At 37.1% G+C, this 26,890-nt stretch carries 24 protein-coding genes, 1 tRNA gene and 1 rRNA gene; 5 read left to right on the top strand and 21 right to left on the bottom strand.

Going from position 1 to position 26,890, the window contains the following annotated elements:
* Positions 1-103 precede the first annotated feature (103 nt).
* The 5 genes from ACIQXI_RS21050 to ACIQXI_RS21030 form a co-directional block, all read right to left on the bottom strand.
* Entirely contained in the window at positions 104-574 is a 471-nt protein-coding gene (locus ACIQXI_RS21050) for a YusW family protein (protein WP_402928351.1), read from the bottom strand.
* A gap of 121 nt (positions 575-695) precedes the next feature.
* Positions 696-2,921, bottom strand: a complete 2,226-nt coding sequence (locus ACIQXI_RS21045; protein WP_402928350.1) for a YcdB/YcdC domain-containing protein — start codon at positions 2,919-2,921, stop codon at positions 696-698.
* A 124-nt stretch (positions 2,922-3,045) separates the two neighbouring features.
* On the bottom strand, positions 3,046-4,218 hold the full coding sequence (locus ACIQXI_RS21040) for a glycosyl hydrolase family 18 protein (RefSeq protein ID WP_483869720.1): 1,173 nt from the start codon (positions 4,216-4,218) through the stop codon (positions 3,046-3,048).
* Between the two features lie 673 nt (positions 4,219-4,891).
* The gene (locus tag ACIQXI_RS21035; RefSeq protein ID WP_402928346.1) at positions 4,892-5,626 is read right to left on the bottom strand and encodes a hypothetical protein; all 735 of its coding nucleotides are present in this window, start codon (positions 5,624-5,626) and stop codon (positions 4,892-4,894) included.
* Positions 5,619-6,956, bottom strand: coding sequence for an AAA family ATPase (locus ACIQXI_RS21030; protein ID WP_402928345.1), 1,338 nt, complete (start codon positions 6,954-6,956; stop codon positions 5,619-5,621). Before ACIQXI_RS21030 ends, ACIQXI_RS21035 begins: the two co-directional genes overlap by 8 nt.
* Positions 6,957-7,113: 157 nt before the next feature.
* On the opposite strand from ACIQXI_RS21030, the gene ACIQXI_RS21025 reads away from it, so the two are divergent.
* On the top strand, positions 7,114-7,578 hold the full coding sequence (locus ACIQXI_RS21025; RefSeq protein ID WP_402928342.1) for a hypothetical protein: 465 nt from the start codon (positions 7,114-7,116) through the stop codon (positions 7,576-7,578).
* Between the two features lie 163 nt (positions 7,579-7,741).
* Positions 7,742-8,497 carry a GNAT family N-acetyltransferase gene (locus ACIQXI_RS21020; RefSeq protein WP_402928341.1) on the top strand — a complete coding sequence of 252 codons (756 nt, stop codon included), beginning with the start codon at positions 7,742-7,744 and terminating at the stop codon, positions 8,495-8,497.
* Between the two features lie 68 nt (positions 8,498-8,565).
* On the opposite strand, the gene ACIQXI_RS21015 is transcribed toward ACIQXI_RS21020, so the two are convergent.
* The 4 genes from ACIQXI_RS21015 to ACIQXI_RS21000 form a co-directional block, all read right to left on the bottom strand.
* Positions 8,566-9,453 (bottom strand): glycine-rich domain-containing protein, encoded by an 888-nt coding sequence (locus tag ACIQXI_RS21015; protein WP_402928340.1) that lies wholly within the window; start codon positions 9,451-9,453, stop codon positions 8,566-8,568.
* 191 nt (positions 9,454-9,644) lie between these two features.
* On the bottom strand, positions 9,645-11,123 hold the full coding sequence (locus ACIQXI_RS21010; protein ID WP_402928338.1) for an MDR family MFS transporter: 1,479 nt from the start codon (positions 11,121-11,123) through the stop codon (positions 9,645-9,647).
* Between the two features lie 533 nt (positions 11,124-11,656).
* Positions 11,657-13,705: a HAMP domain-containing sensor histidine kinase gene (locus ACIQXI_RS21005; protein WP_402928336.1), complete on the bottom strand. Its 2,049-nt coding sequence runs from the start codon at positions 13,703-13,705 to the stop codon at positions 11,657-11,659.
* Entirely contained in the window at positions 13,692-14,378 is a 687-nt protein-coding gene (locus tag ACIQXI_RS21000; protein ID WP_402928335.1) for a response regulator transcription factor, read from the bottom strand. The genes ACIQXI_RS21005 and ACIQXI_RS21000 overlap by 14 nt, the downstream gene beginning before the upstream one ends.
* 251 nt (positions 14,379-14,629) lie before the next feature.
* On the opposite strand from ACIQXI_RS21000, the gene ACIQXI_RS20995 reads away from it, so the two are divergent.
* Positions 14,630-15,325 (top strand): VC0807 family protein, encoded by a 696-nt coding sequence (locus ACIQXI_RS20995; protein ID WP_402928334.1) that lies wholly within the window; start codon positions 14,630-14,632, stop codon positions 15,323-15,325.
* Positions 15,326-15,459: 134 nt separating this feature from the next.
* On the opposite strand, the gene groL is transcribed toward ACIQXI_RS20995, so the two are convergent.
* Positions 15,460-17,094 carry a chaperonin GroEL gene (groL, locus tag ACIQXI_RS20990; protein ID WP_069510993.1) on the bottom strand — a complete coding sequence of 545 codons (1,635 nt, stop codon included), beginning with the start codon at positions 17,092-17,094 and terminating at the stop codon, positions 15,460-15,462.
* A gap of 56 nt (positions 17,095-17,150) precedes the next feature.
* Entirely contained in the window at positions 17,151-17,435 is a 285-nt protein-coding gene (gene groES / locus ACIQXI_RS20985) for a co-chaperone GroES (RefSeq protein WP_024363933.1), read from the bottom strand.
* 172 nt (positions 17,436-17,607) lie between these two features.
* Between groES and ACIQXI_RS20980 the strand changes: the two genes are divergently transcribed.
* Positions 17,608-18,372, top strand: a complete 765-nt coding sequence (locus tag ACIQXI_RS20980) for a CPBP family intramembrane glutamic endopeptidase (RefSeq protein WP_402928332.1) — start codon at positions 17,608-17,610, stop codon at positions 18,370-18,372.
* A gap of 38 nt (positions 18,373-18,410) precedes the next feature.
* Here the strand turns inward: ACIQXI_RS20980 and tatC are convergent, their stop codons facing one another.
* The 3 genes from tatC to ACIQXI_RS20965 all read right to left on the bottom strand — a co-directional run bounded on the left by tatC (position 18,411) and on the right by ACIQXI_RS20965 (position 20,215).
* The gene (tatC, locus tag ACIQXI_RS20975; protein WP_402928330.1) at positions 18,411-19,232 is read right to left on the bottom strand and encodes a twin-arginine translocase subunit TatC; all 822 of its coding nucleotides are present in this window, start codon (positions 19,230-19,232) and stop codon (positions 18,411-18,413) included.
* A gap of 18 nt (positions 19,233-19,250) precedes the next feature.
* Positions 19,251-19,466, bottom strand: coding sequence for a twin-arginine translocase TatA/TatE family subunit (locus ACIQXI_RS20970; RefSeq protein WP_402928329.1), 216 nt, complete (start codon positions 19,464-19,466; stop codon positions 19,251-19,253).
* A gap of 113 nt (positions 19,467-19,579) precedes the next feature.
* Positions 19,580-20,215: a redox-sensing transcriptional repressor Rex gene (locus ACIQXI_RS20965; protein WP_402928327.1), complete on the bottom strand. Its 636-nt coding sequence runs from the start codon at positions 20,213-20,215 to the stop codon at positions 19,580-19,582.
* Positions 20,216-20,564: 349 nt separating this feature from the next.
* Between ACIQXI_RS20965 and ACIQXI_RS20960 the strand changes: the two genes are divergently transcribed.
* On the top strand, positions 20,565-22,508 hold the full coding sequence (locus ACIQXI_RS20960) for an ABC transporter ATP-binding protein (RefSeq protein ID WP_402928325.1): 1,944 nt from the start codon (positions 20,565-20,567) through the stop codon (positions 22,506-22,508).
* Positions 22,509-23,177: 669 nt separating this feature from the next.
* Here ACIQXI_RS20960 and tsaD read toward each other — a convergent pair.
* From tsaD to rrf, 7 genes are all read right to left on the bottom strand, one after another.
* Positions 23,178-24,197: a tRNA (adenosine(37)-N6)-threonylcarbamoyltransferase complex transferase subunit TsaD gene (tsaD, locus tag ACIQXI_RS20955; protein ID WP_402928322.1), complete on the bottom strand. Its 1,020-nt coding sequence runs from the start codon at positions 24,195-24,197 to the stop codon at positions 23,178-23,180.
* Entirely contained in the window at positions 24,197-24,649 is a 453-nt protein-coding gene (gene rimI / locus ACIQXI_RS20950) for a ribosomal protein S18-alanine N-acetyltransferase (RefSeq protein ID WP_402928321.1), read from the bottom strand. The genes tsaD and rimI overlap by 1 nt, the downstream gene beginning before the upstream one ends.
* Positions 24,639-25,349, bottom strand: a complete 711-nt coding sequence (gene tsaB / locus ACIQXI_RS20945) for a tRNA (adenosine(37)-N6)-threonylcarbamoyltransferase complex dimerization subunit type 1 TsaB (protein WP_402928319.1) — start codon at positions 25,347-25,349, stop codon at positions 24,639-24,641. The genes rimI and tsaB overlap by 11 nt, the downstream gene beginning before the upstream one ends.
* Positions 25,346-25,798, bottom strand: coding sequence for a tRNA (adenosine(37)-N6)-threonylcarbamoyltransferase complex ATPase subunit type 1 TsaE (tsaE, locus tag ACIQXI_RS20940; protein ID WP_402928418.1), 453 nt, complete (start codon positions 25,796-25,798; stop codon positions 25,346-25,348). Before tsaE ends, tsaB begins: the two co-directional genes overlap by 4 nt.
* A 111-nt stretch (positions 25,799-25,909) precedes the next feature.
* On the bottom strand, positions 25,910-26,239 hold the full coding sequence (locus tag ACIQXI_RS20935; RefSeq protein ID WP_402928317.1) for a hypothetical protein: 330 nt from the start codon (positions 26,237-26,239) through the stop codon (positions 25,910-25,912).
* Between the two features lie 191 nt (positions 26,240-26,430).
* A tRNA-Asp gene (locus tag ACIQXI_RS20930) sits at positions 26,431-26,506 on the bottom strand.
* 242 nt (positions 26,507-26,748) lie between these two features.
* Positions 26,749-26,864: ribosomal RNA gene (gene rrf, locus ACIQXI_RS20925) — 5S ribosomal RNA — on the bottom strand.
* Positions 26,865-26,890 lie beyond the last annotated feature (26 nt).

The following is a 26,890-nucleotide window of genomic DNA, read 5'->3' as shown; positions in this document are numbered from 1 at the left end:
AATAATATCACAAAATTTCCATCACAGCAATCGTTTTGTCTAAAATTATTTTTTTCTGCATGAAAAAGCCCCTCTACATCTTTGTACAAGGGCTTATACTTTATTACTTTATTCGTTTAAATTCCTTTTCTGTGCCATCTGCAAACTCCACTTCTACCTCAATCGATTGGTAGTCATCTGTAATGTTAAATACTTTAATGACTTGATCAATTACTTCATCATTCGATGTTGTGGATTCGAACGTAAGTTGCTTTAATAACGGTTCTATCTTTGTATAAGCTTCATCACCTTGAATTTTTTCATTGGTACGCTCATCTTTGATTTTTGCTTCAATACCATTTTTCTTATTTTCATATTCAACCTCGTAAGATTCTGTTGCTGTATAATCAACATCCAACGAAAATTCTAGAAAGTTAAATGGCACTTGATCTGTTACATTGTCACCAGCCTGTTGATTGGTAGTGTTTTGATTTGTTGGAGCATTAGTTGCTACATCCTTTTCTTCATTCTTATTACAACCATAAAGTAAACCAGCTACTAATGTGAATACTAATAAACCTTTAAAAATTCGCATTTATTTTCACTCCTTTTCTGTCGTTATTGTTCCCTAAAAATGTACTATTTAAACGAAAAAAGATATCTCCAAAAATCAGGAGATACCCTTTTATCGTCACCTATACAGATGAAGAAAATAATTAGTAGTAGTAATTACGACTCGTATTATTTTCATGAATTGCACGAGCTAAGCGAATTGTTGACACAGCTAAATCCGCATAACTTACATCTGCACTTGCATTAAAGTTATTCTGTTGTGCATCCATTAAGCCCATTGCACTCACTAATGCTACATAACCTGCATAAGCCGGATCAATCGAGCCAGCATCGGCGAAGTTTAATTTATAAATATCGCTATGCTTTGCAGCATTTTCTAAACGTAGTACACGAATATACCATTCTGCAAGCTCTTGACGTGTTAATTTCGCATCCACAGCAAATTCATCTGCCGGTTGTAATACGCCCATTCGCACTGCTTGTTCAACTACCCCATATAAGGGATGTTTCGGATCAATGTTAGCAAACGATTGATATGCTTCCTCTTCATCTCCATATGAACCGAAATAGCCATAAGTTAAAGATTTAAGCAAAATTTTCAATGCTTCTCCTTTAGTTACAGTAGTATCAGCATTAAAGTTTGCCGGATCTTTCACTTCTAACACATTTTGTGCCAATAAGTAATTCAATTCATCCGCAGCTGTTGGATGGGAAATTTGTGCTTTATTATTTTCAACGTCCTCACTATTTACCCATTTACCAGTTGTAGCGTCTATTTGATTAAAGATGCTACCTTCATAAGTCGGTGTATACACTAAATCATAGTGATAACTATCTTCTTTATCTTGCTTAACATACTGTAGTTTTAATTTTAACGCCTCACTAAATGTTTCTTTCACTTGATCAGCTGCTACTGCTTTACTTACAGAAGGCCAGTTATCAATTTTTTGTTGATTGATTGATAGTGAACGTAATGAACCATCTGTACCGATGCTCACATAAATTTCATCGCCCGAAACAGCAATGCCATTTACGACACGTGGGAATGTGAAGCTATATTGGTTACTTTCTTCATAGCGATAATCGTCTAAAGGTTTTGCGTAATTATGAATATAAGACGGTGCCCACTCTTTTAAGTAGTCAATCGCTTTTGTCAACGCAGCATCTTTTGTAATTTTTTCGGATTTTTTATCAGCCGCAGTGAAATCTCTACTGATGTCATAGTATTGTGTAATTTCACCAGTAGCCTTATTAATTTCAAATGAAGAACCATAGCTACCATTTTCATGCTGATATGAATAGTTTACTGAGTAAAGAGTGTCACCATTTTCAGTTTCTCTTTCATCAATCATATCAATATGAAGCTTTACATTTTCAGAGTTGGCTTTTAAGAAGGATTTTGCAAATTCCTCTACTTCTTCAAGTGTCATGCCACTTTTCCTAGGAGCAAGCTGTTCTGATGATAGCTTTTCTACACTTTTGGTTCTTGGCGTTTGAACAAAGCCATTTGCTGTTTGCCAATTGCCTGTTAATGCATGTACACCGTAGAAGCTTGAAGTCGGTACATATACAAGCTTAACAGTTGGTTTTTCAGTTTGATAATCATAATTTACAACATAACGTAACTCTACAGCAAAGTTCTCACGAATTTGAGCAAGTACATCTGCCTCGCTCTTTTTCTGTTCTGTACTATCGAACGTTGCCTTTTTAGATACATCTGAACTATGGTATACACTTACAATCTCACCATTAGCCAGCACATTAATCGACATATAATGGTCACTAATTGTTACACCGTTTTGAGTCGGCGCATAGGAGAATGAATAAGAAATCGGTTCTGATAATGGGCGAGTGAAATTATATCCATAAGGATAATCATTTTCATTTTCTTGCAATTTATAACCTGCTGTATTCGGGAATTTATTCAAGAAATCTTGTGCGATTTTTTGAGCATCCTCTTTTGAATACTTAGCAGGATATAAAGCGTCTGCAACATTAGCAGGCTGATAATAGAATTGTTCTAACTCTAAATCGTCGCCTCTAAACGTAATGCCACCATAAATATCTTTGCCATTTACTGTTTTGTGGAAGCTCAATTCATAACGGATTGTTTTATCATCGTTATAGTAATGGCCACGCCCAGTATAGAAATCATTATCTGTTAAAAAATTAAACTTTTCTGGGAAAAGCTCACGTAATTTTTTAATAAGTGTACTTTTTGTTACCTTTGTTTCCGTAGAGGCTACTTGAATCTCTATTCTTTCAGGAGAATCCTTTACATTAGCAGACGCTTGAGCCATTGGAGCAAGTACCCCAACTGAAAATGCTGTAGACGTTAGGATAATTCCTAACTTTTTAAATTTACCCAAAATATCCCTCCTAAATTACAATTTACCATTATTATATAATATGTTTCCAAAATAGGGAATAGTATTTACAGATTATTTCCAATAGAAGGAAAATAGATTAGGTACATCATTATCCCTATCAATATCATTTCTTCACCACATTAAAATTTGAACCTATTAGTAACCAATTTTGCGGGAACGGTAACCCAAGTTTCCAATAGCCGATGCCTCTAAGCTTGTACTGCTTAATTAAATTAAACTTCGCTTGAATCGATCGTGCATCTTCAAACCACACAATATGTGCTCTTCCCTGCTCATCGTAATATTCAAAGAAGGGTGCTTGTGCATTCCAATCATACCGAATGGCTGCATTGTATTTTTTCGCAATTTCAATTGCCCTTTGTGGACTGACGGCTTCAGCATATGGACCACCTTGTACAAATGGTAATGTCCAATCGTAGCCATATAAGTTTTGTCCAAGCAATATTTTACTTGCTGGTATTTCCGAAACTGCGTACTTCACAACAGCCTCAACTTCCCTAATTGGCGAAACTGCCATAGGGGGACCAGCCGAATAGCCCCATTCATACGTCATCAGCAATACGAAGTCCACTATCTCCCCATGTGCTTTGTAATCATGTGCTTCAATCCACGCACCTCTCTGATTGGCACTTGTCTTCGGGGCAAGCGCAGTCGATACTGTATAGCCCTCTGCATGAAAACGTTCTACTGCTCTTCTTAAAAAATTGTTATACGCTTGTCGCTGATCACCAGGTAAATTCTCGAAGTCAAAATGGATGTCTTTAATACTGCCAAGACGCTTTGCTTCTTTTAGAATGTTGTCAAAAAGCACATCCTGAACAGCTGTACTTTGGAAAATATCTCGTGCTAGGTCCCCACTAAATTGATAGTTTTCCAAATTTGATACAACCATTGCAACAGAAGCTCCTGAGTCTTCGGCAATGTCGGACACACCATTTATCGGTGGTTGCTTTAGTGTGCCATCTCTCCTTGCCTCATAGCTAAATAAGGCTAGATACGTTAAATACGGTGATGCTTCGCGTGCTTGATTTAATAATGCTTCACTAATAGCTGTCCCTCTTGGCTCCAAATAAGCCAAAGTCTCCGCTTTTGTTTTCGGCGCTGGTGGAATATAAAGACGCAAACCAACGGATAACATCTGGTTTGGTTGAATACCATTGACTTGTGCAAGTGTTAAATAATTTATTCCAAAGCGTTGCCCTATTGACCATAAACTATCACCAGGTTGTACATAATAAAAGCTACCGATAATCGGAATAACAAGTGCCTGGCCCACGACTAATCGATTGGGCTCGGGAATTTGATTGGCATCTACTATACTTTGAACGGTTGTACCATAAGCATTTGCAATGCCATATAATGACTCCCCTGCTCGTACAACATGTATTTGAATGCGCTTTGCCTCCTTTTTACGTAATGAAACCATAGCCATAAAGCTTATGATACAAAACAAGAAAACATGTCATCTGAAGCAATCACACTTTAAGCGAGTATTAATTATAAGTTTTTCAGGGGCTCCCTTTCCGCAGGAGTCGAGCAACCCTTCACCTCAATCAGTAAGTTTTGTAGCTGTTAGCCATCTAAGGACTGCAGATTCCAGCGGGAATGCACACAGCGTTAGACGAGGGCATTTCCTGTGTGTGAGCGAGGATTGTGGCTTACATGTACTGAGCGGAAAGCGAAGTGGATTTTTCCATTTTAGGAGCTACTCTTATGCCATTGGGCTTTGCAGCGTGCCAGGCACCCAAACAATTTCTATACTTTGCATTAAACTAACAAAGAAAAATCTTTGTAGGCTCCTGCGGGAACCCTAGTATAGTTAGAAGAGGGTTGCGGCTAACTGTGCTGAGCGGAAAGCGTCCGTCCGTAGCGCTAAATCAACGGTTTAGAATTCTTCACTTCCCCATCCATTGAAAAAAACCTCTCATCCTAATGAGAGGTTTTTTCCGTTATTTATCCACATTGGACGTAATCATTTCAAATAATAATGGCACATTCGTACCTCGTTGTAATGAGTTACAGCCCTTTGTTAAGTAAGCCCAGCTTTCTTTCATTTTTTCTCTGTATGATAGGGCCGAGTCAACTGGCAGAAATTCCAGAAGATATTCTTTAATAGAACCCGATAAATTGTCCATAAATTCGTCTGCTTTCTGCACTTTTTCCACAGCAACTTCATTGCGCTCATTCCATAACACATGCTCTAAATTTGTCGCAAAATAAAAGAGTTGATAAGGTACACTTAAACGATTAATACTAAAATGATCATTTGCCAACAAAATCTTCACATTATTCGCCTTCATTTCATTGCGCTGTTCAATTTGTTCTTTCCGCTTCTCTGTTTTTACCAAAATAGCGTCCTCAGTGTAATACAAATTCTGCTCTAATTCCGCGTTGATTTTGACAAACTCTGGTGCGATAAAACAACCGTCAGCATCGGTAATATGAATAACAGCCGATAAATCTTTCGCTAAAAACTTATACTTCTCTAAATAGTTATGAACCACTCGGCTGACACTGTTTTTAATATTGGGGATTCGCTTTTTCGCATCCCATTTTGTCAAAATATCCTCCCTTTGCACATCAAAGCGAATGGTCGAATCGGCAAAATGCTCATCTAAAAAATCTTCTAAAATAATTTGCTCCGTATGTCCTTCTACAATAACTAACAGCACTTTTTTAGTCATGTTGGACACCAGCTTTTCTAAAAGCACGTTTAATTTTGAATGTTTTCGTTTCTTTATAAACTTCCTCATCCTGACCACCAAGTTGAATCGCGCGTAAGTAGACATCTCTCGCATTATTGACCTCTTTAATGCCCTTTAGCTGCATATATCGATAATTCTCATTCGTTGTTGTAAACCATAAGTTTTTAATGGCAAGCACCTCTAACACACGTAAATTGTGAGACGTAAAAATAAGTTGTCCTTTTCCGCCCTCATCAATCACTGTTAACAACTCGCCTAACAAATATTCAAAAACACCAGAATCTAATTCATCGATCACGACACATGCTGTCGGATTATTATAAACAGCTATCAGTACACTGAGCACAGAAATGATTTTTAAAATCCCTTCTGATTCAGTTCGTAACGGTAATTCCCGCTCACCACGTTTTGATAAAAACTCAAAGCGTATGCCTTTTTCACCATTATCTAATAATTGCTCTGTAATAACGTGAATTTTAATCGTTAGCCCTGGAATAATGGTCGACAATACTTGATTGCTTTGCTCAATGACTTCACATAATACATCAAATGCTTTCACTGGTAGTAATGCCGGTCCCTTTAAATCATATGAAATGGAACCACGAGATTTTTCTAAATGGATACTAAAAGGCATAATGCGCTCTTCAAATAAGGGAGCAATATTTTGGTTGTTAATAACATGTAAGTCTTGATTAAAATCAACAGCTACATTATGCAATAGTTCCATCTCTACTTGTGATAATGTCTCTTGTAGCAATGGCTTTAAATCTTTGTGGAAAATAAAAGAAGTATATTGTTTTCGCGCCAGTTGTTGAATAACGAGTGTTTTAATACGCATTTTTTCATTCATATCTCGTAATGAGCTTTTGCGAATTTGAACGCCCTCATCTGTGACACTTACTAAAACCTTTGAACGTTTACCTTTTTCATCTTCTCTGTATGTTACGCGTTCCGCAATGATGTACAGCCGTTTTTCATCTTCTTGCAATGTGACAGAGTAATTTACAAAAAAAGTACCGAATTGATTATCTACTAAAAATTCAAAATCAATGCTAGCCGTATCTTCTCCAGCCATGATTAAGCGCCTTTCTTTCGACGGTAGTTTGACTTCAGCAATCCACCCAGAAATAATCATCTTTAACAAACTAAAGGCATCAACGATTGTCGTTTTCCCAGAACCATTTTGCCCATATATCCCGACCACATTCGCTGTCATTAGTGAAGAAAAGTCCACCGCTAATGTTAGTTCACCATTGCGTACATTCCTTAAATTTTGTACCTTTATTTTTTTAATTTTTATAATAGCCATAGAAACACCCTTCGAGTCTTTTCTTTCTATTATAATTAAATTTGATATATTTTATAACAAATTCGATTATAGCTTATTTTTAGATGGAGACATTTGCCTATGACAAATACAATGCAGGACATATGTTAGAAAAGAAAATGAAGAAAGGTGTGTTTCATTGGTCAATCCTCGATTAGCTCCAGAAGATTTTAATGAGCAATTTCGACCTGGTATGAAAATATGGGTTACGCTCCCTACAGGTACTTATTCAGGCACATTGATTCGAACATTCGGAAAAAATGGGAGAACTGCTGAAATTCAACTAGACTCTGGTCAAGTTATAACCGTTGATGTTAACCAAATTACTGCAGCTGGGACAGGTTACCCTCCCGGAGGCGGGCCATATCCTCCGTACCCACCACCATATCCACAGCCATATCCACCGCAACCCTATCCACCACGTCCTTACCCGCCACAACCTTATCCACCGCAGCCTTATCCGCCACAACCGTACCCACCACAACCTTATCCGCCACGTCCTTACCCACAACCATACCCTGGTGGTCAATTCCCTGGACTCCCTCCGATACTACCTCCAGGACTACCAAATATTTTACCCGGAATTTTTGGTAACCCACGATAACAACAAAAGGCTTTCCATAAGTTCAGTTATGGAATGCCTTTTATTGTCAATTGCTTCTATTTAGTTATCCTAGAATGTTACTTGTTTATAAACCTTATTGCGTTCATAATAATTACATAACATTTTCTAAATTTAACCATTTAAAATATAAAGGAGATTTATAATGCGCAATATTACATTTGATCATATCGAGAAAATTGGACATATCATTTTTGAAGATGATGTTTATCAACATGTTCATTATCCAGAAATGTTAAGTCGATATGATAGTAATTACATTCTATTCAAAACAATGCCATCATTATCGATATTTAAAGAGTTGGAGCAGATGCTACGTACCTTTCATCGAAAACATAATCAACAGCATTTAAAATTTATCTTCCAAGCTAACGAGAAAATTTCAAGTGATGTTCATCAGTACTTAACTGATGCAAACTATGACATTGGTTTTTTAGAATTATATACAATCGAGCCGAGCCAATTTCCGACAAGCTTACACCAGCATGTCACAGTTCAGCCCGTAACAGAAGAAAACTTAGCAGCGTTTTTAAAGCTACAGTATGACGAAGATTTAAAATATGGTGAAAATTTCGCTAGCGAAAAGCAAGCTTTGTTACAACGTCAATTTCATAATGCACATAAACACCAACTCTTAGCCTATTATGACGGCATACCCGTGGGCTCTACGGAACTAATTGAGGAAGATAAGACAGTTGAAATTGATAATTTATTTGTACTTGAAGCCTTTCAACGTAAAGGGATAGGCTCCCAACTACAACAATATGTTATGAAAAAATTTCCTGATAAAATCGTTATCTTAGTAGCGGATGGTGAAGATACACCAAGAGAAATGTATCAAAAACAAAACTACGTCTATCAAGGTTACCAATATGAAGCACTTAAGGTGCAAGAGGATTAATCGGCTAACAACATAAAGAAGGCACTTAGCATATGCAAGTGCCTGTATTTGCTATTTCTAAAAATCTGTTAATCCCCTCCCCCGCCGCAGCTTGAGCAGGAACTATCAGACGTGCAGGAATTACAGGAGCTTGCCGAACCGCAACTAGTACAACTTGATGAACTGCTGTTGCTAATTGCCATATAGCTTGCAAACTCATCGTAATGAAAATACGAGACCGATAAAAATGGAACGAGCATCATATTGTAGTTTTGCTGCGTCTTACTCTTTTTCATCATTTCTCGTATAACGTTTTTTTCATAATCTTTATTGCCCTTCGCTCTTTTCTTCATGGAAGAAATAAGTGCGAGGATTGTCGTCATATTGTTAATATCACGCTTAAAATAGCAATCTAGTAGCTCATCTTCCGGTAAAGTGTTAAACTCCTCAATAATGTTTGGATGCACAGGATGTTTGAAAAAGCCTTTATATAGATGAATGTTTTCATTTCTAATGAAAAATAGTTCAGCATATACCCAATCAAAAAAACCACGTAAATCTGGATTAGGCGCTACATTAACATTGGGACTGTGATGAAGTGTCGTTCCTAAATAGTTCTTCGAAAACTCATCATACTCACGCGTAAACATAAGCATTTGATGCCATAATTCATCAACCTTGTCGCTAAACATCGGTGATTCTTTTAAAAGAGCTGTCAGTATAAAATAACGTTTTAAATCGAGCAGACGCCACTCATACTCATTTTCTTTTAAATAATTATTTTCCCTTACCCTTTCTTCTACATTGTCCATATACCTTTTATTAAGAGAGCGCTCTAGCTGGTCATTTAGCTTTTTTAGCCCTTTAATCGGTTTTAACTCTAATTCATTAGGAGATAAACCAAATTGAAAGGAACGCTTTTTTTGTAAAAATAAAATAAAACTAATAATGACCCCGAGCAGTAAAATCAATCCCATTCATTCAGCCCCTTTATTTTCCCATAATATTACTATATAGACTGTAACAAAAAACAGCACATACTTAAATACTCCGTTTATTAATACGTGCTATGTAAGATAAGTAGAAGCTTTCGTTAATAACCAAATCACCATAACAAAAAAACTTCTCAAAAGTTACAATAACTAATGAGAAGCCTCGATTCTTATTATTAAGATTTCGTATCTATTTCCGTTTCAATCATTTCTTTTGGAACTGCACGATAAACGGTAAATGACAAAATAATCGCGATAATTGTGATAACAAAAGCGATCAGATAAACAAGTTCTACACCAGCGACCATTGCTTGGCTCATTGTAGCCGGATCACTAGGATTGGCCGCTTTAGTTAAAAAGTGATTTTGTCTAGCATTCATAATACTAATAAATACAGCAACACCAATCGCCCCTACAACAGGCTGTAAAGTTGTCATCACTGCCGTACCATGCGGATATAAAGGTTTAGGCAGTTGGTTTAAACCATTTGTTTGCGCAGGCATCATAATGGCAGAAACGCTAATCATCAATAAAATATAACATACAACGATAATCCAAATTGGTGTTTCCGTTGTTAACTTACTTAACGTAAAAACTGTACCACTTAAAACAATCGTTGCAGGAATCATTAAGACACGAGGGCCAAATTTATCAAACAATTGCCCCATAAATGGTGACATCAGTCCGTTTAATAAGCTGCCGGGTAATAATACGAGCCCTGCTGCTGCTGCTGTCAAAGCCAATGGACCTTGCATAAAGATTGGCAAGATGATTTCCGATGCAAACATCGCCATTATAATAATGACAAACATAAATACGGCATGTGTGTACATTGGATATTTGAATACGCGCAAATCCATTACCGGCTCTTTTAGCTTAAACTGTCTGAGTGAGAATAGTACAACGCCTATAATACCGACAATAATGGTAACGAATACGCTTGAGCTTAAGAAACCTTTTTCTCCCGCCGCACTAAAGCCATAAATAATTGCACCAAAGCCAATCGTTGAAAAGATTATAGAAAGAAAATCGATTTTCGGTTTTGTCACTTCTGAAATATTTGTTAAGTATTTTGAAGCAAATGCGATTGAAAATAAGGCAAAAGGAATAACAATAATGAATAAATAGCGCCACCCTAAATATTCAACAATAACCCCTGATAAAGTTGGGCCAATTGCCGGCGCAAACGTAAAGATCAAACCGACAATACCCATAATTTTTCCGCGTTTTTCTGGTGGATATAATAATAGAAATACATTAAATATTATCGGCATTAATAGCCCTGTTCCAACTGCTTGAATTAAACGACCTAGTAGTAGAATAGGAAAGCTAGGTGCAATAGCGCAAATAATCGTGCCGATTGTGAATGTAACCATTACGCCAATGAACAATTGTCGCGTTGTAAACCATTGCAACATCAAGGCCGAAATTGGAATGACTACTCCCATAACAAGCATAAATCCTGTTGCCATCCATTGAACAGTTGGTAATGTAATGTGAAATTCATGCATTAAAGTCGTTAATGCAATGTTTAACAGTGTTTCGTTTAGAACAGCAAAGAATGCACCGATAATTAACGACAGCATGATCGGTAAAGTTTTAACATTTGGATCCTGTGACAGGAACTCATATTTGATCGATTGATTTTGATCCATTTAATTTCTCCTAACTAGCATATTATTTTTTCGCGCTTTTTCGTATTGTTCCCCCTCAAAAATGGAAAAATCACAAGCACCTGCCTGTGATATTGAAAGTAAAGGGAAAGACCCATCCATATTCATTAAACTGTCAGCAGGTACAATACACCTGCTTTTGCTAAACCTAATTAAAAGGTTAAATAGACAAAAATAAAGAAAGGTAGAACAAGTTCGCCTTTCTATCTTTACATATTTAATTACTGTGATGATTTTACAAATGATATGAAAAATATTAAAGAAGGACAGACTAATCCCGTTTACTCTGCATACACAAACAGAGCCTTTGACCGTATTCAATTACTGGTTCAAAGTTGGGAATCGTAGTGCCATGTTCATATCCTCCTAACAGCATTTTTTAATACATCACGAATTATAACGAAATTATTTACGTAAGTCAAAGTTTTCAAAAACAAGAAAAAATTAATGTAGTTGTGCTGAAGATTCGCAGCAAAAGAATAGGACACAGTTCTGCATCCTATTCCTTGCTACAATTATTCATGTTGAAATTTTGGTAAGTAAATCATTACCTTAAATAAATCGCCATCCACTTGAACTAAAAATTTACCATGTTGGATGTGAATAAGACTTTCCGCAATCGACAAACCTAATCCACTACCTTGACTTGATCTAGATTCATCCCCTCGTGTAAAGCGTTCCATTAACTCATCAGCTGAAATGTTTAATTCATAGGCTGAAATATTTTTAAACGTCACGAGTAATTCATGTCCTAAATCTTCTACATCAATATATACTCTTGATGCGGGCAAGGCGTATTTGAAAATATTGGAGAATAAGTTCTCAATAGAGCGCCATAACAGTTTACCATCAGCCTTGACATACACTTTTTCTGTAGGGTGGGCTAACTTAAAGTTTAATGATGACGCTTCAATCTTCTCATCCATTTCTCCTATTCCTTGCTTTAGTAACGAAACGATATCAATTCGTTCTAACTGAACAGGGATACTGCCACTTGACGCTTTTGCCGCTTCAAATAAATCATCGGTTAAGTGCTTCAACCTCTTTGATTTTTGATCTAATACATCTATATATTCAGCAATTAGTTCAGGGTCTTTTTCTATTTTTAATAAATCAACATACGTAATAATGGACGTTAAAGGTGTTCGGATATCATGCGAAACATTTGTGATTAGTTCAGTTTTTAAACGCTCGCTCTTAATCTCACTATCCACTGATGTCTTCAAGCCATCTGTAATACTATTAATATTTGCTGCCAGTTGGCTAAACTCGCCTTTTCCATCTACTTCAATTCGATGCTGAAGGTCTCCGTTTTTAATTTGCTCTACGCCCTCTTTAATGCGATTAAATGCCTTAACCTTTTTTAACGCAAGCCAAGCAGCTAGACCAAGCGTAATTGGAAACATGAAAAACGTTGCTACAACTACTAGAGGATAACCAATAACAAGCATCACAATTTTCACAGCCGTACTACCATTATCAAAAACATGCTTGATGCCCATAAAAACTTTTTTCAGCATTTGATAAATAAGCGTATGCTGAAGTAGAGTTCTATTTTTAATATGTTTGACGAGCGATAAAATCATTAATAATACAATGATAAAAATAGGGACCGTGAGCAACAAGTACATTTCACGCAACACTTCAAAAATCATTGCCACCCACATCGCAGTTAAACAAACAACGATGCCAATATTGACATCATTATATAGCTTATCTAAAACATGCAAATGGATTTCTTTATCCTTAAATGATGTTCTTCCAATAACCATGATTAAATAAGCAAAGGATACAATAAACCCTGCTAGATAAACAATAATTTCGTTAAGATAACGTTTAGCGACCGCTTTATTCTCTTCCCATTCTTGCACTTTTTGTTTGAGATAAGATGCTTTATAGGCCACATAAATAACGTCTGTCTTTGGATTCATGTTGTCAATTTCTTGTGTAATAAAATCTAAGTATTTACCCTTTTTCATTTCCTTTGGATATAGCTTTTGTTGATAATTCCCAAATAGCATATAGGCATCAAATGATGTAAATTGTTCTTTTTTATTTAGTTCACTATTCGAAAATACATGTTCACCGTCGCTCGCGTAATAGACAATTCCTTCAGATGCTTCTAATGTGCTAAGTAAACGATAAAACACTCGTACTTGTTGTCTCATGCGCTCTTCTTTTTTACTTTGTATTTCATCTGCATATGCTTCTTCAAAAATCTTTCTATTGTCCACTTCACTCTCATTCGGAGATTTGTAGTAATTAGAATAATCATTATAAAGTTCTTCTTCAATTTCTATAGTATCTTGTTTTGTAAGTGCCTTACCGCTTAAAATATATTCTTCACTTTTATATTGTCCGATTAATTCCGCTAGTGAATTAATCATACTAAAACTTTCATCAGCGAATGCTATACTATCAAAATAATTATCTTGATTAATACTGCTAAGATGCACATCATCTAATTCCATGTTGATTACGACCTTCGCCGTACCAGTTAAGCAAGCGATGGCAATCAAAAACACCAACACTTTCGTAATCAGTGCATGACTAATATTTCTCAACTTTATATCCCACTCCCCATACCACTTTTAAATACTTCGGCTCTTTTGGATTAATTTCAATTTTTTCTCGAATTTTCCGTATATGTACCGCTACTGTATTTTCCGGATTAATGGCACTTTCATTCCATACCTTTTCATAAATCTCTTCGATTGTGAATACTTTCCCCGTATTGGCTGTCAGTAGCTTTAAAATTTTATACTGCACTGGTGTTAAATGTACCGCTTGTTTATCAACCGTAATGACTTTCTTTTCATCATCAATCATAAGACCACCTGTTTGAAATACATGGCTACTTACCTCAAGACTACCAAATGCCGTATACCTTCTTAGCTGTGATTTTACCCTTGCGACAAGTTCTAATGGATTAAACGGCTTTGCCATATAATCATCTGCTCCAATATTTAATCCTAGTATTTTGTCATAATCCTCCGATTTAGCTGACAGCATAATTAACGGAATCATATTATCTTGACGTATTTTCATTGTCGCTGTAATACCATCCATTCTTGGCATCATAATATCCATAATAATTAAGTGAATAACTTGATCTCGTATAACATCGATTGCCTCTAAACCATCGTAAGCTTTGAAAACTTTATAGCCCTCATTTTCCAGATAAACGCTAATAGCCCTTACAATTTCTTTATCATCATCACAAATTAATATGTTCAACTACATTCACTCCTCCCTCTCTTTAGGATTCGTCTAAGGATATAATACTAAGTAAATCTTAACAAAGGCCTGCACCAATTCTTAAGATTTTCTTATTGTTTTCTACTATACATTTATTATGCCGTATAAAAAACGACTCTATTTACATGTTTATAAATAATTCCAAATAAATAACTAATTACCTCTTATTGTAAAATTGATATACTTAATTAAAACAGCTGATTTTTCAGTTACTTAGTTTGGAGGGGAATATGGAGAAGAACCAACGTTCAAATAAATTATTCATTATATTAGAAGTAATTTTTTATGCACTATTGCCTTATGTTATATGGAATTATGGAAGGGAGCCTCTAGGTGATTATATAGCAATGCTCATTTCAACCATACCAGGAATTGCTTATATGATTTACCGTTTTATATTAGAGAGGCAATTTAACATTACAGGTCTTTTTATTTTAGGCTCTCTAGCACTTGGAACAACGCTAAATTTGCTGTCAGGATCAGCAGAGCAGATGATTTGGAATGGTATCTATTTAAATCTTTTTTATACACTTCTTTATATAATTACACTGATTATTAAGCGACCGCTTTCTTTATATTACGCAGTTGATTTTTTATATTTGCAAGGCTATGCACGAACGGACAGTAGAGCATTATTTTTTCAAAAAGGAATTTTTAAATGGTTTCAATTTATTCAAGCTATTTTCATCATGAGAGGATTCATTATGACTGGACTAACAGTTTACCTTCTCAAAAAATATGGTGTTGATGGTTATGGTAGCATGTTAGTATATAAGCTAATTGTAGGGTGGGCATTTTCGATTTTAACTATAGGCATGTACTTTTATATAAATGTCCCCGTACGAAATTTTCATTCTAAACAACAACGTCCATTGCACGAAAACGATAATCTACCGCTCCAACAATCAAATGCAACCGTTGACTAAAGAGTTTTTCATTGCATAAAAAAACCACTCCTCATAATTGAAGAGTGGTAATGACTACTTTATATTTAAAGTGAGTAACACTAATGAACCTTCATCTACCTTCAAACATTGTGTAATCCTTTGCTATGCAAGGCTTACATCATGCCGCCCATGCCACCCATGCCGCCCATATCAGGCATGCCTGGTGCTGCTGGTTCTGGGATATCTGCTACAACCGCTTCTGTAGTTAAGAATAATGCTGCTACAGATGCTGCGTTTTGTAGTGCTGAGCGTGTTACTTTTGCTGGGTCTACTACGCCCGCTTCCATCATATTTACCCATTCACCAGTTGCCGCGTTGAAACCTACACCGATTTCTTCACGTTTTAGGCGATCTACAATAATTGAACCTTCAAGACCTGCATTGTTTGCGATTTGGCGAACTGGCTCTTCTAATGCACGAAGTACAATTTTTACACCAGTTGCTACATCGCCGTCAACTGCGTCAGCTGCTTTTTCAACTGCTGCATAGACATTTAGAAGTGCAGTACCACCACCTGAAACGATACCTTCTTCTACTGCTGCGCGTGTTGAGTTTAATGCATCTTCAATGCGAAGTTTGCGTTCTTTTAGTTCTGTTTCTGTTGCAGCACCAACTTTAATAACTGCTACACCACCAGCTAATTTAGCTAGGCGCTCTTGTAATTTTTCTTTATCGAACTCTGAAGTTGTTTCAGCAAGTTGTGCACGGATTTGACCAACGCGACTTTCGATTGCATCTGCACCGCCAACACCTTCTACGATTGTTGTGTTGTCTTTTGTTACAACAACTTTTGCTGCACGGCCAAGTGAAGTGATATCAGCCGTTTTAAGGTCTAAACCTAACTCTTCAGTAATAACTTGACCACCTGTTAAGATAGCGATGTCTTCAAGCATTGCTTTACGACGATCACCGAATCCTGGTGCTTTTACTGCAACAGCATTAAATGTACCACGAAGTTTGTTTACAACAAGTGTTGCAAGAGCTTCACCTTCAACATCTTCAGCGATCATTAAAAGTGGGCGACCTTGTTGTACCACTTGTTCTAATAGTGGTAATACTTCTTGGATATTCGTAATTTTTTTATCTGTAATTAAAATGTATGGGTTCTCAAGAACTGCTTCCATTTTATCTGTATCAGTTACCATATAGTGAGATGCATACCCACGATCGAATTGCATACCTTCCACTACATCTAATTCAGTTGTGAAACCTTTAGATTCTTCGATTGTGATAACACCGTCATTACCAACACGTTCCATTGCTTCTGCAATTAGTTGGCCTACTTCATCATCAGCTGCTGAAATTGCCGCAACTTGTGCAATTTCTTCTTTGTTGCTTACCGGACGAGAAATAGCATGTAATTCTGTAAGTGCAGCTGCTACCGCTTTGTCGATACCTTTACGGATGCCAACAGGGTTTGCACCAGCTGTTACGTTTTTCAAACCTTCACGAATAATGGCTTGTGCAAGAACTGTTGCTGTTGTTGTACCATCACCAGCAATTTCATTTGTTTTAGAAGCAACTTCTGCTACTAATTTTGCACCCATGTTTTCGTATGGATTTTCAAGTTCGATTTCTTTCGCAATTGTTACACCGTCATTTGTAATTAGTGGTGAACCGAATTTTTTTTCTAACACGACGTTACGACCTTTAGGACCTAATGTCACTTTCACTGCGTTTGCTAATTTATCTACACCTTGAAGCATTAATGAACGCGCTTCTTCTGAGAATTTAATATCTTTTGCCATTTGAATTTACCCTCCTGAAATGGAATATTCGTTAAGCTTGATTCATATACTAATAATTATCCAATAATTGCAAGAATATCGCTTTCGCGTAAAATTAAGTATTCATTGCCTTCATATTTAACTTCTGTACCTGCGTATTTAGAGAAAATAATGTGGTCGTCAACTTTAACGTCAAGCTCTACACGTTGTCCGTTTTCTAAAACACGACCTGTCCCAACTGCTACTACTTTACCTTCTTGCGGTTTTTCTTTTGCAGAGTCTGGTAGTACAATCCCAAATGCAGATTTTTCTTCTACCTCGATTAGTTCGATGACAATACGATCTCCTAGTGGTCTTAACAAGTAAAACAACCTCCTATTAATGAAATAATTGTTGAAAGTTTATTAGCACTCTATATAGATGAGTGCTAATACATTTATTATGATAATCAATCCATTGTTTTTTTGCAAGTGAGAACTTCGAAAAATTTTGTTTTCTTTCCATATTCCTCTACAATAGAAAGGAAGCTTAAAAATGGAAAGGATTTTGACTGTGACTAATTCTATAAAAGGCGTAAAGCATAAAAAAACAGCTCTCTATGTGTTAATCGTTTACATTATCATGCAATTATCAGGGAAGTGGTTACTTTTACCGTTTCATAAATTTGTGATGAGTACAACGGGTTTACCTCACGCACAAGCGGCTCCTATTACACAAGGCTGGTATATTGCGCTTAGCTTTGCCATTGCATTGATTATTAGTTTGATTTTAACGAATCGTGACAAAGCGTTTTGGGATGTATATCAAGGCAAAAAGGAGTCTATACCTCTTACCATCATGTGGGGAATTATCGGTTTCTTCCTTGTGTTCTTCGGGCAAATGATTGGAGCAGCTATTGAAATGGCCGTGTTCGGAATCGAAGGTGGCTCACAAAATACTGCCGATATTGTAGCTATTGCCAAAGGTGCACCTATAGCCATTTTAGCAATTGTGGTCTTTGGTCCAATTTTAGAAGAGTTTGTCTTTCGTCGTGTTATTTTCGGTTCACTTGTTCAAACGACGAATTTCTGGGTGGCGGCTATTGTCAGTGCCATTTTCTTCGCATTAATTCACTTCGATTTTTCTCATATTCTGTTATATACCATTTGTGGTCTAATCTTTGCTTTCTTATACCACAAAACAAAACGGATTTGGACATCAATTATAGCGCATGTTATGCTGAATGGCTTTGTAACACTCGTACAATTTTACGCAGAACCTTTGCAAAAATTCCTCGAGGAAATGCAAAAAATGCAATAAAAAAAGAGCTAGATGTGGAAATCATCTAGCTCTTTTTCTTAGTCATTCAGTTCTTCCATTTGACGTCGTTGTTCAGCTAATAAACGCTCAACTTGTTCACGTTCTGCTTCTTTGCGCTCTTCCTCTAATAACAACGCTTCTGCTTGTAAAAATTTACGATAGCCTCTACGCGCAATAATAATACTAATCTCATAAATTACAAATAGAGGTATGGCAACGATGACATTTGAAATAAAATCAGGTGGCGCAAGAAATACTGCAATGACGATTAAGCCGAAATATGCATATTTTCTGAATTTCACCATTAATTCAGGATTTAAAATACCTAAACGCGCTAAAAATAATGTCACAACAGGTAATTGAAAAATAATACCGAACGGCATAACTAGGCGAAATAAAAATGAAAAATATGCGTTAATCCCTATTGTTTGTTGAATATCTAAATCCGCAGATAAGCCCATCATAAAGTGCATGACATACGGGAATAAAATATAATAAGAAAATGAAGCGCCTGCTAAAAATAGAATAAACGAATACGGAATATATTTTAAAGTAGCTTTACGTTCTGTCTCATGTAAACCTGGTGTGATAAACAACCAAATTTGATGAAGAAGCAATGGTGAACTGATAACAAATGCGATGGCAACCGTCACTTGTAAATAGATGACAAGTGGGTCAGTCACATTAAATGCATTCATAGTTAGTTGCTCTGCTTCTTTACTAAGTTGAATATACTTAATAAATGGTTTGGCTAGATAAAAACCTATGATAAGTGCAAATACAAAGAAAACAGCGCAAATAAAGAGCCGTTTTCTTAGTTCTTCTAAATGCTCTACAACTGTTAATTCTCTTGGATTCATATTATTGACATCCTTAACTTACTTAACTTTATCGTTTTCTTTATGTTCAATTATGTTCTTTTTGTTATCATCATCGTCATCAGCTAGACCTTTTGTTGCATTTTTAAACTCGCGAAGTGTAGAACCCATTGCTTTACCTAGCTCTGGTAATTTCTTTGGTCCGAAGATTAAAATTGCGACAACACCGATAATTACTAGGCTAACTGGTGTAAAAGCACTTAAGTGCACAACCATTTCAGCCACCTCCTCTTATAACTATCATTTTAACTCAATTTTTTTCGTTTGGCGAATATATTTCGACAGAATAACCGCCATCATTTGTAACTGTTTACAAAATTGTGAATGCCTCATTTATCGCTATTTCGTATTAAATATATAAGCGCTTGTAATTCAACCGACAAATCTATTGTCAATAACTTCATAGAATCAGGTACTGTTATACGTTCTGGCGTAAAGTTTAAAATACCTTTTGCATTCATAGCTGCTAAACGATCAGCCATCTTCTGGGCAGAGCGCGAAGATACGGTTAAAATCGCAAGGTCTGCTCCATACTCAGCATATTTTTCTTCCAATAAATCGGGATGATAAACAGGAATATTGCTAATCATTTTCCCTTCCTTTGGAGCCTTCGAGTCAAATGCAACGACAATATGCGTGTTATGATTTTTTTGGAAATTATACTTTAAAAAAGCATTCCCTAGATTCCCTACTCCGATTAACGCGACTTTAGTTGTTTCATGCTGATCAAGTGTTTGGCTAAAGAAATTCAAAAGATGTTGAACATCATAGCCATATCCCTTTTTCCCAAGCGCACCAAAATAAGAAAAATCACGACGAATCGTGGCAGAATCGATTTTCATCGCTTCACTCAATTCTTTCGATGAAATACGTTCCATTCCTTCTTGTGCAAAGTTTTGGATAAATCGATAGTAAAGAGGAAGTCTTTTTGTTGTGGCTTGTGGAATTTTCACTTCTTGTTTCAAACTTTTTCCTCCTTATTTAAACAATTCAAATTCACCTAAGCGTATTTGAAAACTCTTTTTGAAACATGCTAATACAAAAGATTTGTTCAAGCTTTCTTGAAAAGCTCATCTTATAATTTGTGTCATTTGCCGAGGTATTTTCCTTCGTTTCCCCCTGCATCTTGCAGTGCTGAACTTTTTAAAATTATAACACCAACTAGAGGATTTCCCTTTAGTTAATGGCGTTTTTTACGCCATTAACTAAAGAGAAATCGTTTCAATCTTACATGACCGCTTGGAATAAGTAAAGCACTGGCATTGCAAGCAATTCCCGCATCCATTACACTAAGAAGGAATTGAGGTGTCATGAATGATTGTATTACAAGTCAATCAACTATATAAATCCTTTATTGCAGATGAAATTTTAAGTGGTGTCAAACTAGAAGTTCAACACCGTGATCGTGTGGCATTAGTAGGACGGAACGGTGCTGGTAAATCCACTTTACTAAAAATTATCGCTGGTCAAATGTCTTATGATGCTGGCGATATCATCATTCCAAAAGGTGTACAAGTTGGCTATTTAGAGCAACATGCTGGTCTAAATTCCACATTGTCTATTTGGGACGAAATGATGACAATTTTCGAACCTCTTCTAGGACAAGAAAAAATGTTACGTTCCCTTGAACAGCAAATGGCTGATCCAGCTGTTTACGATAATCCAGATATGTACGCAAAGGTCATGTCTGAATATGACCAATTACAGCATGATTTTAAAGATGCTGGAGGCTATCAATACGAATCTGATACGCGTTCTGTGCTTCATGGTATGCAATTTTACCCGGAGGATTATGAAAAGGCCATTAGCTCATTATCAGGTGGTCAGCGCACTCGCTTAGCTCTTGCTAAGCTACTATTAAGTAAGCCTGACTTATTAATTCTTGATGAGCCTACCAACCACTTAGATATCGAAACACTTTCTTGGTTAGAAACTTACTTAAAAGGCTATGAAGGCGCTATTTTAATTGTGTCCCATGACCGTTACTTCTTAGATCAAGTAGTCTCCATCGTCTACGAAGTTTCCCGTCATCGCGTCACAAAATATACTGGCAACTACAGTGCATATTTAGAGGAAAAGGCGAAAAACTATGAACGCGATATTAAAATGTTTGAACGCCAGCAAGATGAAAAAGCAAAGCTAGAGGAATTTATTCAAAAAAATATTGCACGTGCTTCTACGACTAAAATGGCACAAAGCCGTCGTAAAATGCTTGAACGTACAGAATGGATGGATTCCCCTGATGGTGATGAAAAGTCAGCTAGCTTCGGCTTTACAATTGAACGTCAAAGTGGCAATGATGTGCTGTCAATCGATGACCTAGCTGTCGGCTATGGGGATAAACAAATATCTAGCGGCATTACATTACGCACATTTCGTGAAGATCGCATCGCTCTCGTTGGACCAAATGGTGTTGGCAAATCAACCTTATTAAAAACAATTGTTAAGGATTTGTCCCCACTTGCAGGGGAAATTCGCTATGGCACTAACGTCCAAATTGGCTACTACGATCAAGAACAAGCTAAATTATCTAGCAATAAAAGCGTGTTAAAAGAGCTTTGGGATGAATGGCCACTTATGAACGAAAAAGATATCCGCACTGTACTTGGCCGCTTTTTATTCAGTGGAGAAGATGTGGATAAAGCCGTCAATTCTTTATCTGGTGGTGAGAAGGCTCGACTTGCATTGGCAAAGTTAATGATGCAAAAGGCGAATTTCTTAATTCTCGATGAGCCTACCAACCACTTAGACTTAGATAGTAAAGAAGTGTTGGAAAACGCTCTAATTGATTATCCTGGTACACTTCTTTTCGTATCACATGACCGCTATTTTATTAATCGAATTGCTACGAAAGTTGTCGAGCTGTCAGGAGAAGGCTCTTTTGAGTACTTAGGTGACTATGATTATTATCTTGAGAAAAAGCAAGAACTTTACGAAATTGCTCAAATGAAAGCAGCTTCTCAACCACAGCTTCAATCATCAGCACCTGAAAAGACATCAACTTCTACAATCGATAAAGAGGCTAAAAAACGTGAGCGCCAAATTAGAAGAACGATTGAAGAGTTAGAAGTCAACATGCAAAAGGCTTCAGCGGCAATCGCTCATTTAGAAGAATCGCTTTGTGATCCTGCAATTTTCACAGACCATGAGAAGATTACAGAACTGCAAAATGAATTAGCTACTGTCAAAGAACAGCACGAAGTCATTGAAATGGAATGGCTTGAGCTAAATGAAGAATTAGAAAATATTAGTTTATAAACTCTCGAAAAAGCCATTTGGTCTTGTCTAAATTCTTTTTTCATTTTTAACTGCCGTTGATTTCCGTTACGGGCGGACGCTTTCCGCGGGCACACCGTAAGCCGCAACCCTCGCTAGCGCGCGGCTTGTTGCGTCTTACTATGCGTGCGTTCCCGCAGGAGTCGCCGCCCTCCACTCCAATCAACTAAATATAAGGCATTCAAGCGCAAACTTCTTTTGCCCTTTGCCGACACTCTGTAGCCATATGCTTGTCATATGGCTTTTTTCTTTACTCGCCTTCATTTTTCATATATATTGGTCAAGTGCTATTTTTCGACAAAAAATGCCCACAACTTTATACACACTATGAAACTAGTAATATCAACATATCAACAGACTTTTCCACACTGTCCACAATTACAAATTAATTAATCCACATAGTTTTGTGTAAAAATCGCTACTATATATAGAATAATCACAACTTATGCACAAGTTATCCACATAATGTGCATAAGTACGAATGTTCGCAGTTTTTTTATACACTTTTTTCACAGTAACCTGTGGATAATTTTCTGAAAAATTTGTCTATTTATCTTTTTCTACTTTACGTTTGTATTTTCTAGTTTTGTTTACTATTTTATCGGCATACAAAAAAGAGGTAGCTCAGCAACACTGAGCAACCTCTTTTTGTTATTCAACCCAAGATTTCAATTCCATACCTGGGCGGCCATTCATCATCATATTTCCTCGAATACCAGCTTCAAACATCGGTGTTGCAGCAGCGCCTATCATTGCTGCATTGTCTGTACACAATTTTAATGGAGGTACGAAAAATGGAATGCCCTCTTTAGTAAATACTGCTTCAAGTGATGTACGCAATCCTTTGTTTGCAGCTACCCCACCAGCCGCAATAACTTGCTTCACTTTATATTCACGTGCCGCACGTAATGTTTTAGCTGTTAATACTTCCACTACACTTTCTTGAAAACCTTTTGCAACAGCTGTTGGGGAAATCTCTTCGCCTCGCTGATCCATGTTGTGCTTATAGTTAATAACGGCCGATTTTAAACCGCTAAAGCTAAAATCATAGCTGTCTTCTTCAAGCCAGACGCGTGGAAAAGCAACCGCTTCTTGCCCTTCATGCGCTAGCTGATCGATACGAGGACCACCTGGATAAGGTAATCCTAATACGCGAGCAACTTTGTCATATGCTTCTCCCGCTGCATCATCCCGCGTTTCTCCGATTACTTCAAAGGAGCCATGTTCTTTCATATACACAAGCTCCGTATGTCCCCCAGATACAACAAGTGCAAGCAGTGGAAACTCCATTGGTTGGACAAGTGCATTAGCATAAATATGACCTGCAATATGATGCACACCTAAAATTGGTAAATTATTGGCAAATGCAAATGCCTTTGCAGCATTTATGCCAATTAATAATGCCCCAACTAGACCCGGACCTTCTGTAACAGCTACTGCATCTAAGTCAGATGGTTGCATATTGGCTTGTTTAAGTGCCTCTTCAATGACTACCGTAATTTGCTCTACATGGTGACGTGACGCAATTTCAGGTACAACGCCTCCAAAACGCTTATGGCTTTCAATTTGTGAAGCTACTACATTAGACACTATTTCTGAGCCGTTACGAATAACAGCTGCTGCCGTTTCATCACAGCTAGATTCAATTGCTAAAATAACTCGATTTTCCATTATAAATTCACCCACATGACTAGGGCATCCTCCCCGTTATCTGTATAGTAACCTTTACGTATGCCGCCATCCTGGAAGGCAAGCTTACGGTAAAGATTTTGTGCTACAGTGTTGGTTTCACGTACCTCTAGACTCATCACATCCATGCCATGCTCACGCGCAATACGCATTGCTTCTCGCATTAAGCCTTCACCAATCCCTCTGCCGCGAGCCGACTCTACAACAGCGACATTTGTAATTTGCGCCGCATCGATGACCATCCACATTCCGCAAAAACCTAGAATAGTATTGTTTTCATCTATCGCTAAAACATAATGTGCATATTGATTTTCATGCATCTCATAGTAAAAAGAATCTAATGTCCATGGCGTAGGGAATGTAGCAAGTTCAATCGCATATACCGCTGGAACATCCTCTGATACCATTTTCCGATACATAACATTACTGCTCATGTGTTTTCTCCTTTTGTTCCTTTAACCAATTCGCTTCGGCCTCAGCAATACGTTTGTATTGAGGCGTAAAATGGTGAACTGCTTCGACGCTCGGTAACACTTCTGCGCTTGCTAAGCGAATGGCTGCACTCGCACGTGGTAAGTCTTCATGGAAAGGTGCACGATACGCGTTGTGATCAAGTACTTCCACGATTTTATCCCAAAATACATCGACATCTGTTCCTACAAATAATATTGGTGCCGCTAATGCCTTTAAACGAGCTAACAGTCCATCGATATGGTCATGATAATCTTCTATAACGACATCTAGCTCTGTTCCTTTATAAACAGCTGTATAGACATTGCCTCGGCGTGCGTCAAAAATAGGACATACAAGTCCTTCAAAAAGCGCTACATTGGCGGCTAACACTTTTAAACTTGAAACTCCAACTAATGGTTTTTGTAGCGTCCATGCTAATGTTTTAGCAAGCGTCACACCAATTCGTACCCCTGTGTAAGAACCAGGTCCTTCTGATACAGCGATTGCATCTAACTCATTTGGTTTTACACCAACATTCGCTAGTATTGTTTCAATCGCTGGCATTGCTCCTGCTGAATGCGTTAGTTTTATATTTTGTACTACTTCAGCCATCACTTTTCCATCTTTCACAACTGCTACAGAAAGTGGCGCATTGGCTGTTTCAATTCCCAACCAAATCATCTCATTAGCTCCTCACATATTGCCTCAAATCGCTTGCCATAAGGCATTAACACAAATCGTCTTTCATTTTCACCCATACGATAAATTTCAATAGCTAAACGCTCTTTAGGTAAATCCTCTTCTATTAAATGGGCCCACTCAACTACCGATATCGCATCGCCATAAAATAGCTCGTCCCACCCAAGGTCCTCATCACTGTCTGCCAAACGATAGACATCTAAATGATTAAAAGGTAAGCGTCCCTCATATTGTTTCATTATTGTAAATGTAGGGCTGTTAACGGTTCTCGTAACACCTAGACCTTTTGCTAAGGCTTTTGTAAATGTAGTCTTGCCGGCACCTAAGTCGCCTTCTAACGTAATTGTATCTTGTGCCATCAGCAAACTTGCAAGCTTGATGGCAAAGTGCTCTGTATCTTCTAGTGAATTCATTATTTTCTCAAACTTCATCATTATGTCCTCTCCTAGCTCAATACTTCTAGTTTACCGAAACATGCGCAAATGTTCAAAGCATCGAGTAATTTTCAAAAAATAAACACGTCCTCCTTATCGAAGACGTGTCTACTCTCGTGTTGAATATCCCTTTAGCGCAATAACTTCTTTATTAACTAATTGATTATCTTTAAATTGAACTGTATATGCTTGCGTCATAAGTATTTCATCATTCCATCGATAATACTCGCTGCTAATCATCTCGCTGGCATCACCGCCGGCAATTTCGACTACTTCCATATAGCTCATCCCTTGCTGTAATTGCTCAAATTCATGTTCATTCATATTTTTTTGCCAATGATACGAATTCGATTCCTCTATATCAATAACAGGAACTCCACAAGCAACTTTAAGTAGAAAGATTAACCAATATATAAAGAATCGAAATGCTATGGACACCCCTCCGTCCTTCCTTGCAAAAGCTCATACTGTCTATACATATGCACTGGACAACGATTTAGTCCATCTCATTTATGTATTTACTATTTTATTGAGCTAGGACGATTCTATATTTATTGGCACTTCATTATCCTACAAATAAAAAAAGCCTTATGATTCATAAAAATCATAAGAACTGTAGTTTCATATAATGGCGGTCCCGACCGGGATCGAACCGGCGATCTCCTGCGTGACAGGCAGGCATGTTAACCGCTACACCACGGGACCTCTTTAAGACATTTATAAATATACCATAGGTAAAGATACAATGCAATACTTTTTTAATAGAATTTAATCTATTCTTTAATATTATTTTTTATTTTCCGCTTAAATGCTATTATTACCTACAAAAAATAATATATGAGGAAACAAGAAGTTTCCAATATTTGATTAAACAAACTCCAATATAATATGAGAATTCAACAAGAGCCATAAAAAAAACAATCAGCACTCAGCTGACTGTTTTTGTTGCCTAGCGACGTCCTACTCTCACAGGGGGAAGCCCCCAACTACCATTGGCGCTAAAGAGCTTAACTTCCGTGTTCGGTATGGGAACGGGTGTGACCTCTTTGCCATCATCACTAGACTATTTACGGCTTTCAATATACATCG

Origin of the sequence: Lysinibacillus sp. NPDC097195 (assembly GCF_044762075.1) — a bacterium.
In the GTDB taxonomy this organism is placed as follows: Bacteria; Bacillota; Bacilli; order Bacillales_A; family Planococcaceae; genus Lysinibacillus.
Note: the sequence above shows the minus strand (reverse complement) of the source record. Positions and strands in the feature narration are given on the sequence as shown.

Bases quoted from the DNA above. Each gene is read 5' to 3' on its own strand.
- ACIQXI_RS21050 (WP_402928351.1), bottom strand. From the start codon at position 574: ATGCGAATTTTTAAAGGTTTATTAGTATTCACATTAGTAGCTGGTTTA.
- ACIQXI_RS21035 (WP_402928346.1), bottom strand. From the start codon at position 5,626: ATGACTAAAAAAGTGCTGTTAGTTATTGTAGAAGGACATACGGAGCAA.
- ACIQXI_RS21030 (WP_402928345.1), bottom strand. From the start codon at position 6,956: ATGGCTATTATAAAAATTAAAAAAATAAAGGTACAAAATTTAAGGAAT.
- ACIQXI_RS21020 (WP_402928341.1), top strand. From the start codon at position 7,742: ATGCGCAATATTACATTTGATCATATCGAGAAAATTGGACATATCATT.
- ACIQXI_RS21015 (WP_402928340.1), bottom strand. From the start codon at position 9,453: ATGGGATTGATTTTACTGCTCGGGGTCATTATTAGTTTTATTTTATTT.
- ACIQXI_RS21010 (WP_402928338.1), bottom strand. From the start codon at position 11,123: ATGGATCAAAATCAATCGATCAAATATGAGTTCCTGTCACAGGATCCA.
- ACIQXI_RS20995 (WP_402928334.1), top strand. From the start codon at position 14,630: ATGGAGAAGAACCAACGTTCAAATAAATTATTCATTATATTAGAAGTA.
- groL (WP_069510993.1), bottom strand. From the start codon at position 17,094: ATGGCAAAAGATATTAAATTCTCAGAAGAAGCGCGTTCATTAATGCTT.
- ACIQXI_RS20980 (WP_402928332.1), top strand. From the start codon at position 17,608: ATGGAAAGGATTTTGACTGTGACTAATTCTATAAAAGGCGTAAAGCAT.
- tatC (WP_402928330.1), bottom strand. From the start codon at position 19,232: ATGAATCCAAGAGAATTAACAGTTGTAGAGCATTTAGAAGAACTAAGA.
- ACIQXI_RS20970 (WP_402928329.1), bottom strand. From the start codon at position 19,466: ATGGTTGTGCACTTAAGTGCTTTTACACCAGTTAGCCTAGTAATTATC.
- ACIQXI_RS20960 (WP_402928325.1), top strand. From the start codon at position 20,565: ATGATTGTATTACAAGTCAATCAACTATATAAATCCTTTATTGCAGAT.
- tsaD (WP_402928322.1), bottom strand. From the start codon at position 24,197: ATGGAAAATCGAGTTATTTTAGCAATTGAATCTAGCTGTGATGAAACG.
- rimI (WP_402928321.1), bottom strand. From the start codon at position 24,649: ATGAGCAGTAATGTTATGTATCGGAAAATGGTATCAGAGGATGTTCCA.
- tsaB (WP_402928319.1), bottom strand. From the start codon at position 25,349: ATGATTTGGTTGGGAATTGAAACAGCCAATGCGCCACTTTCTGTAGCA.
- tsaE (WP_402928418.1), bottom strand. From the start codon at position 25,798: ATGAAGTTTGAGAAAATAATGAATTCACTAGAAGATACAGAGCACTTT.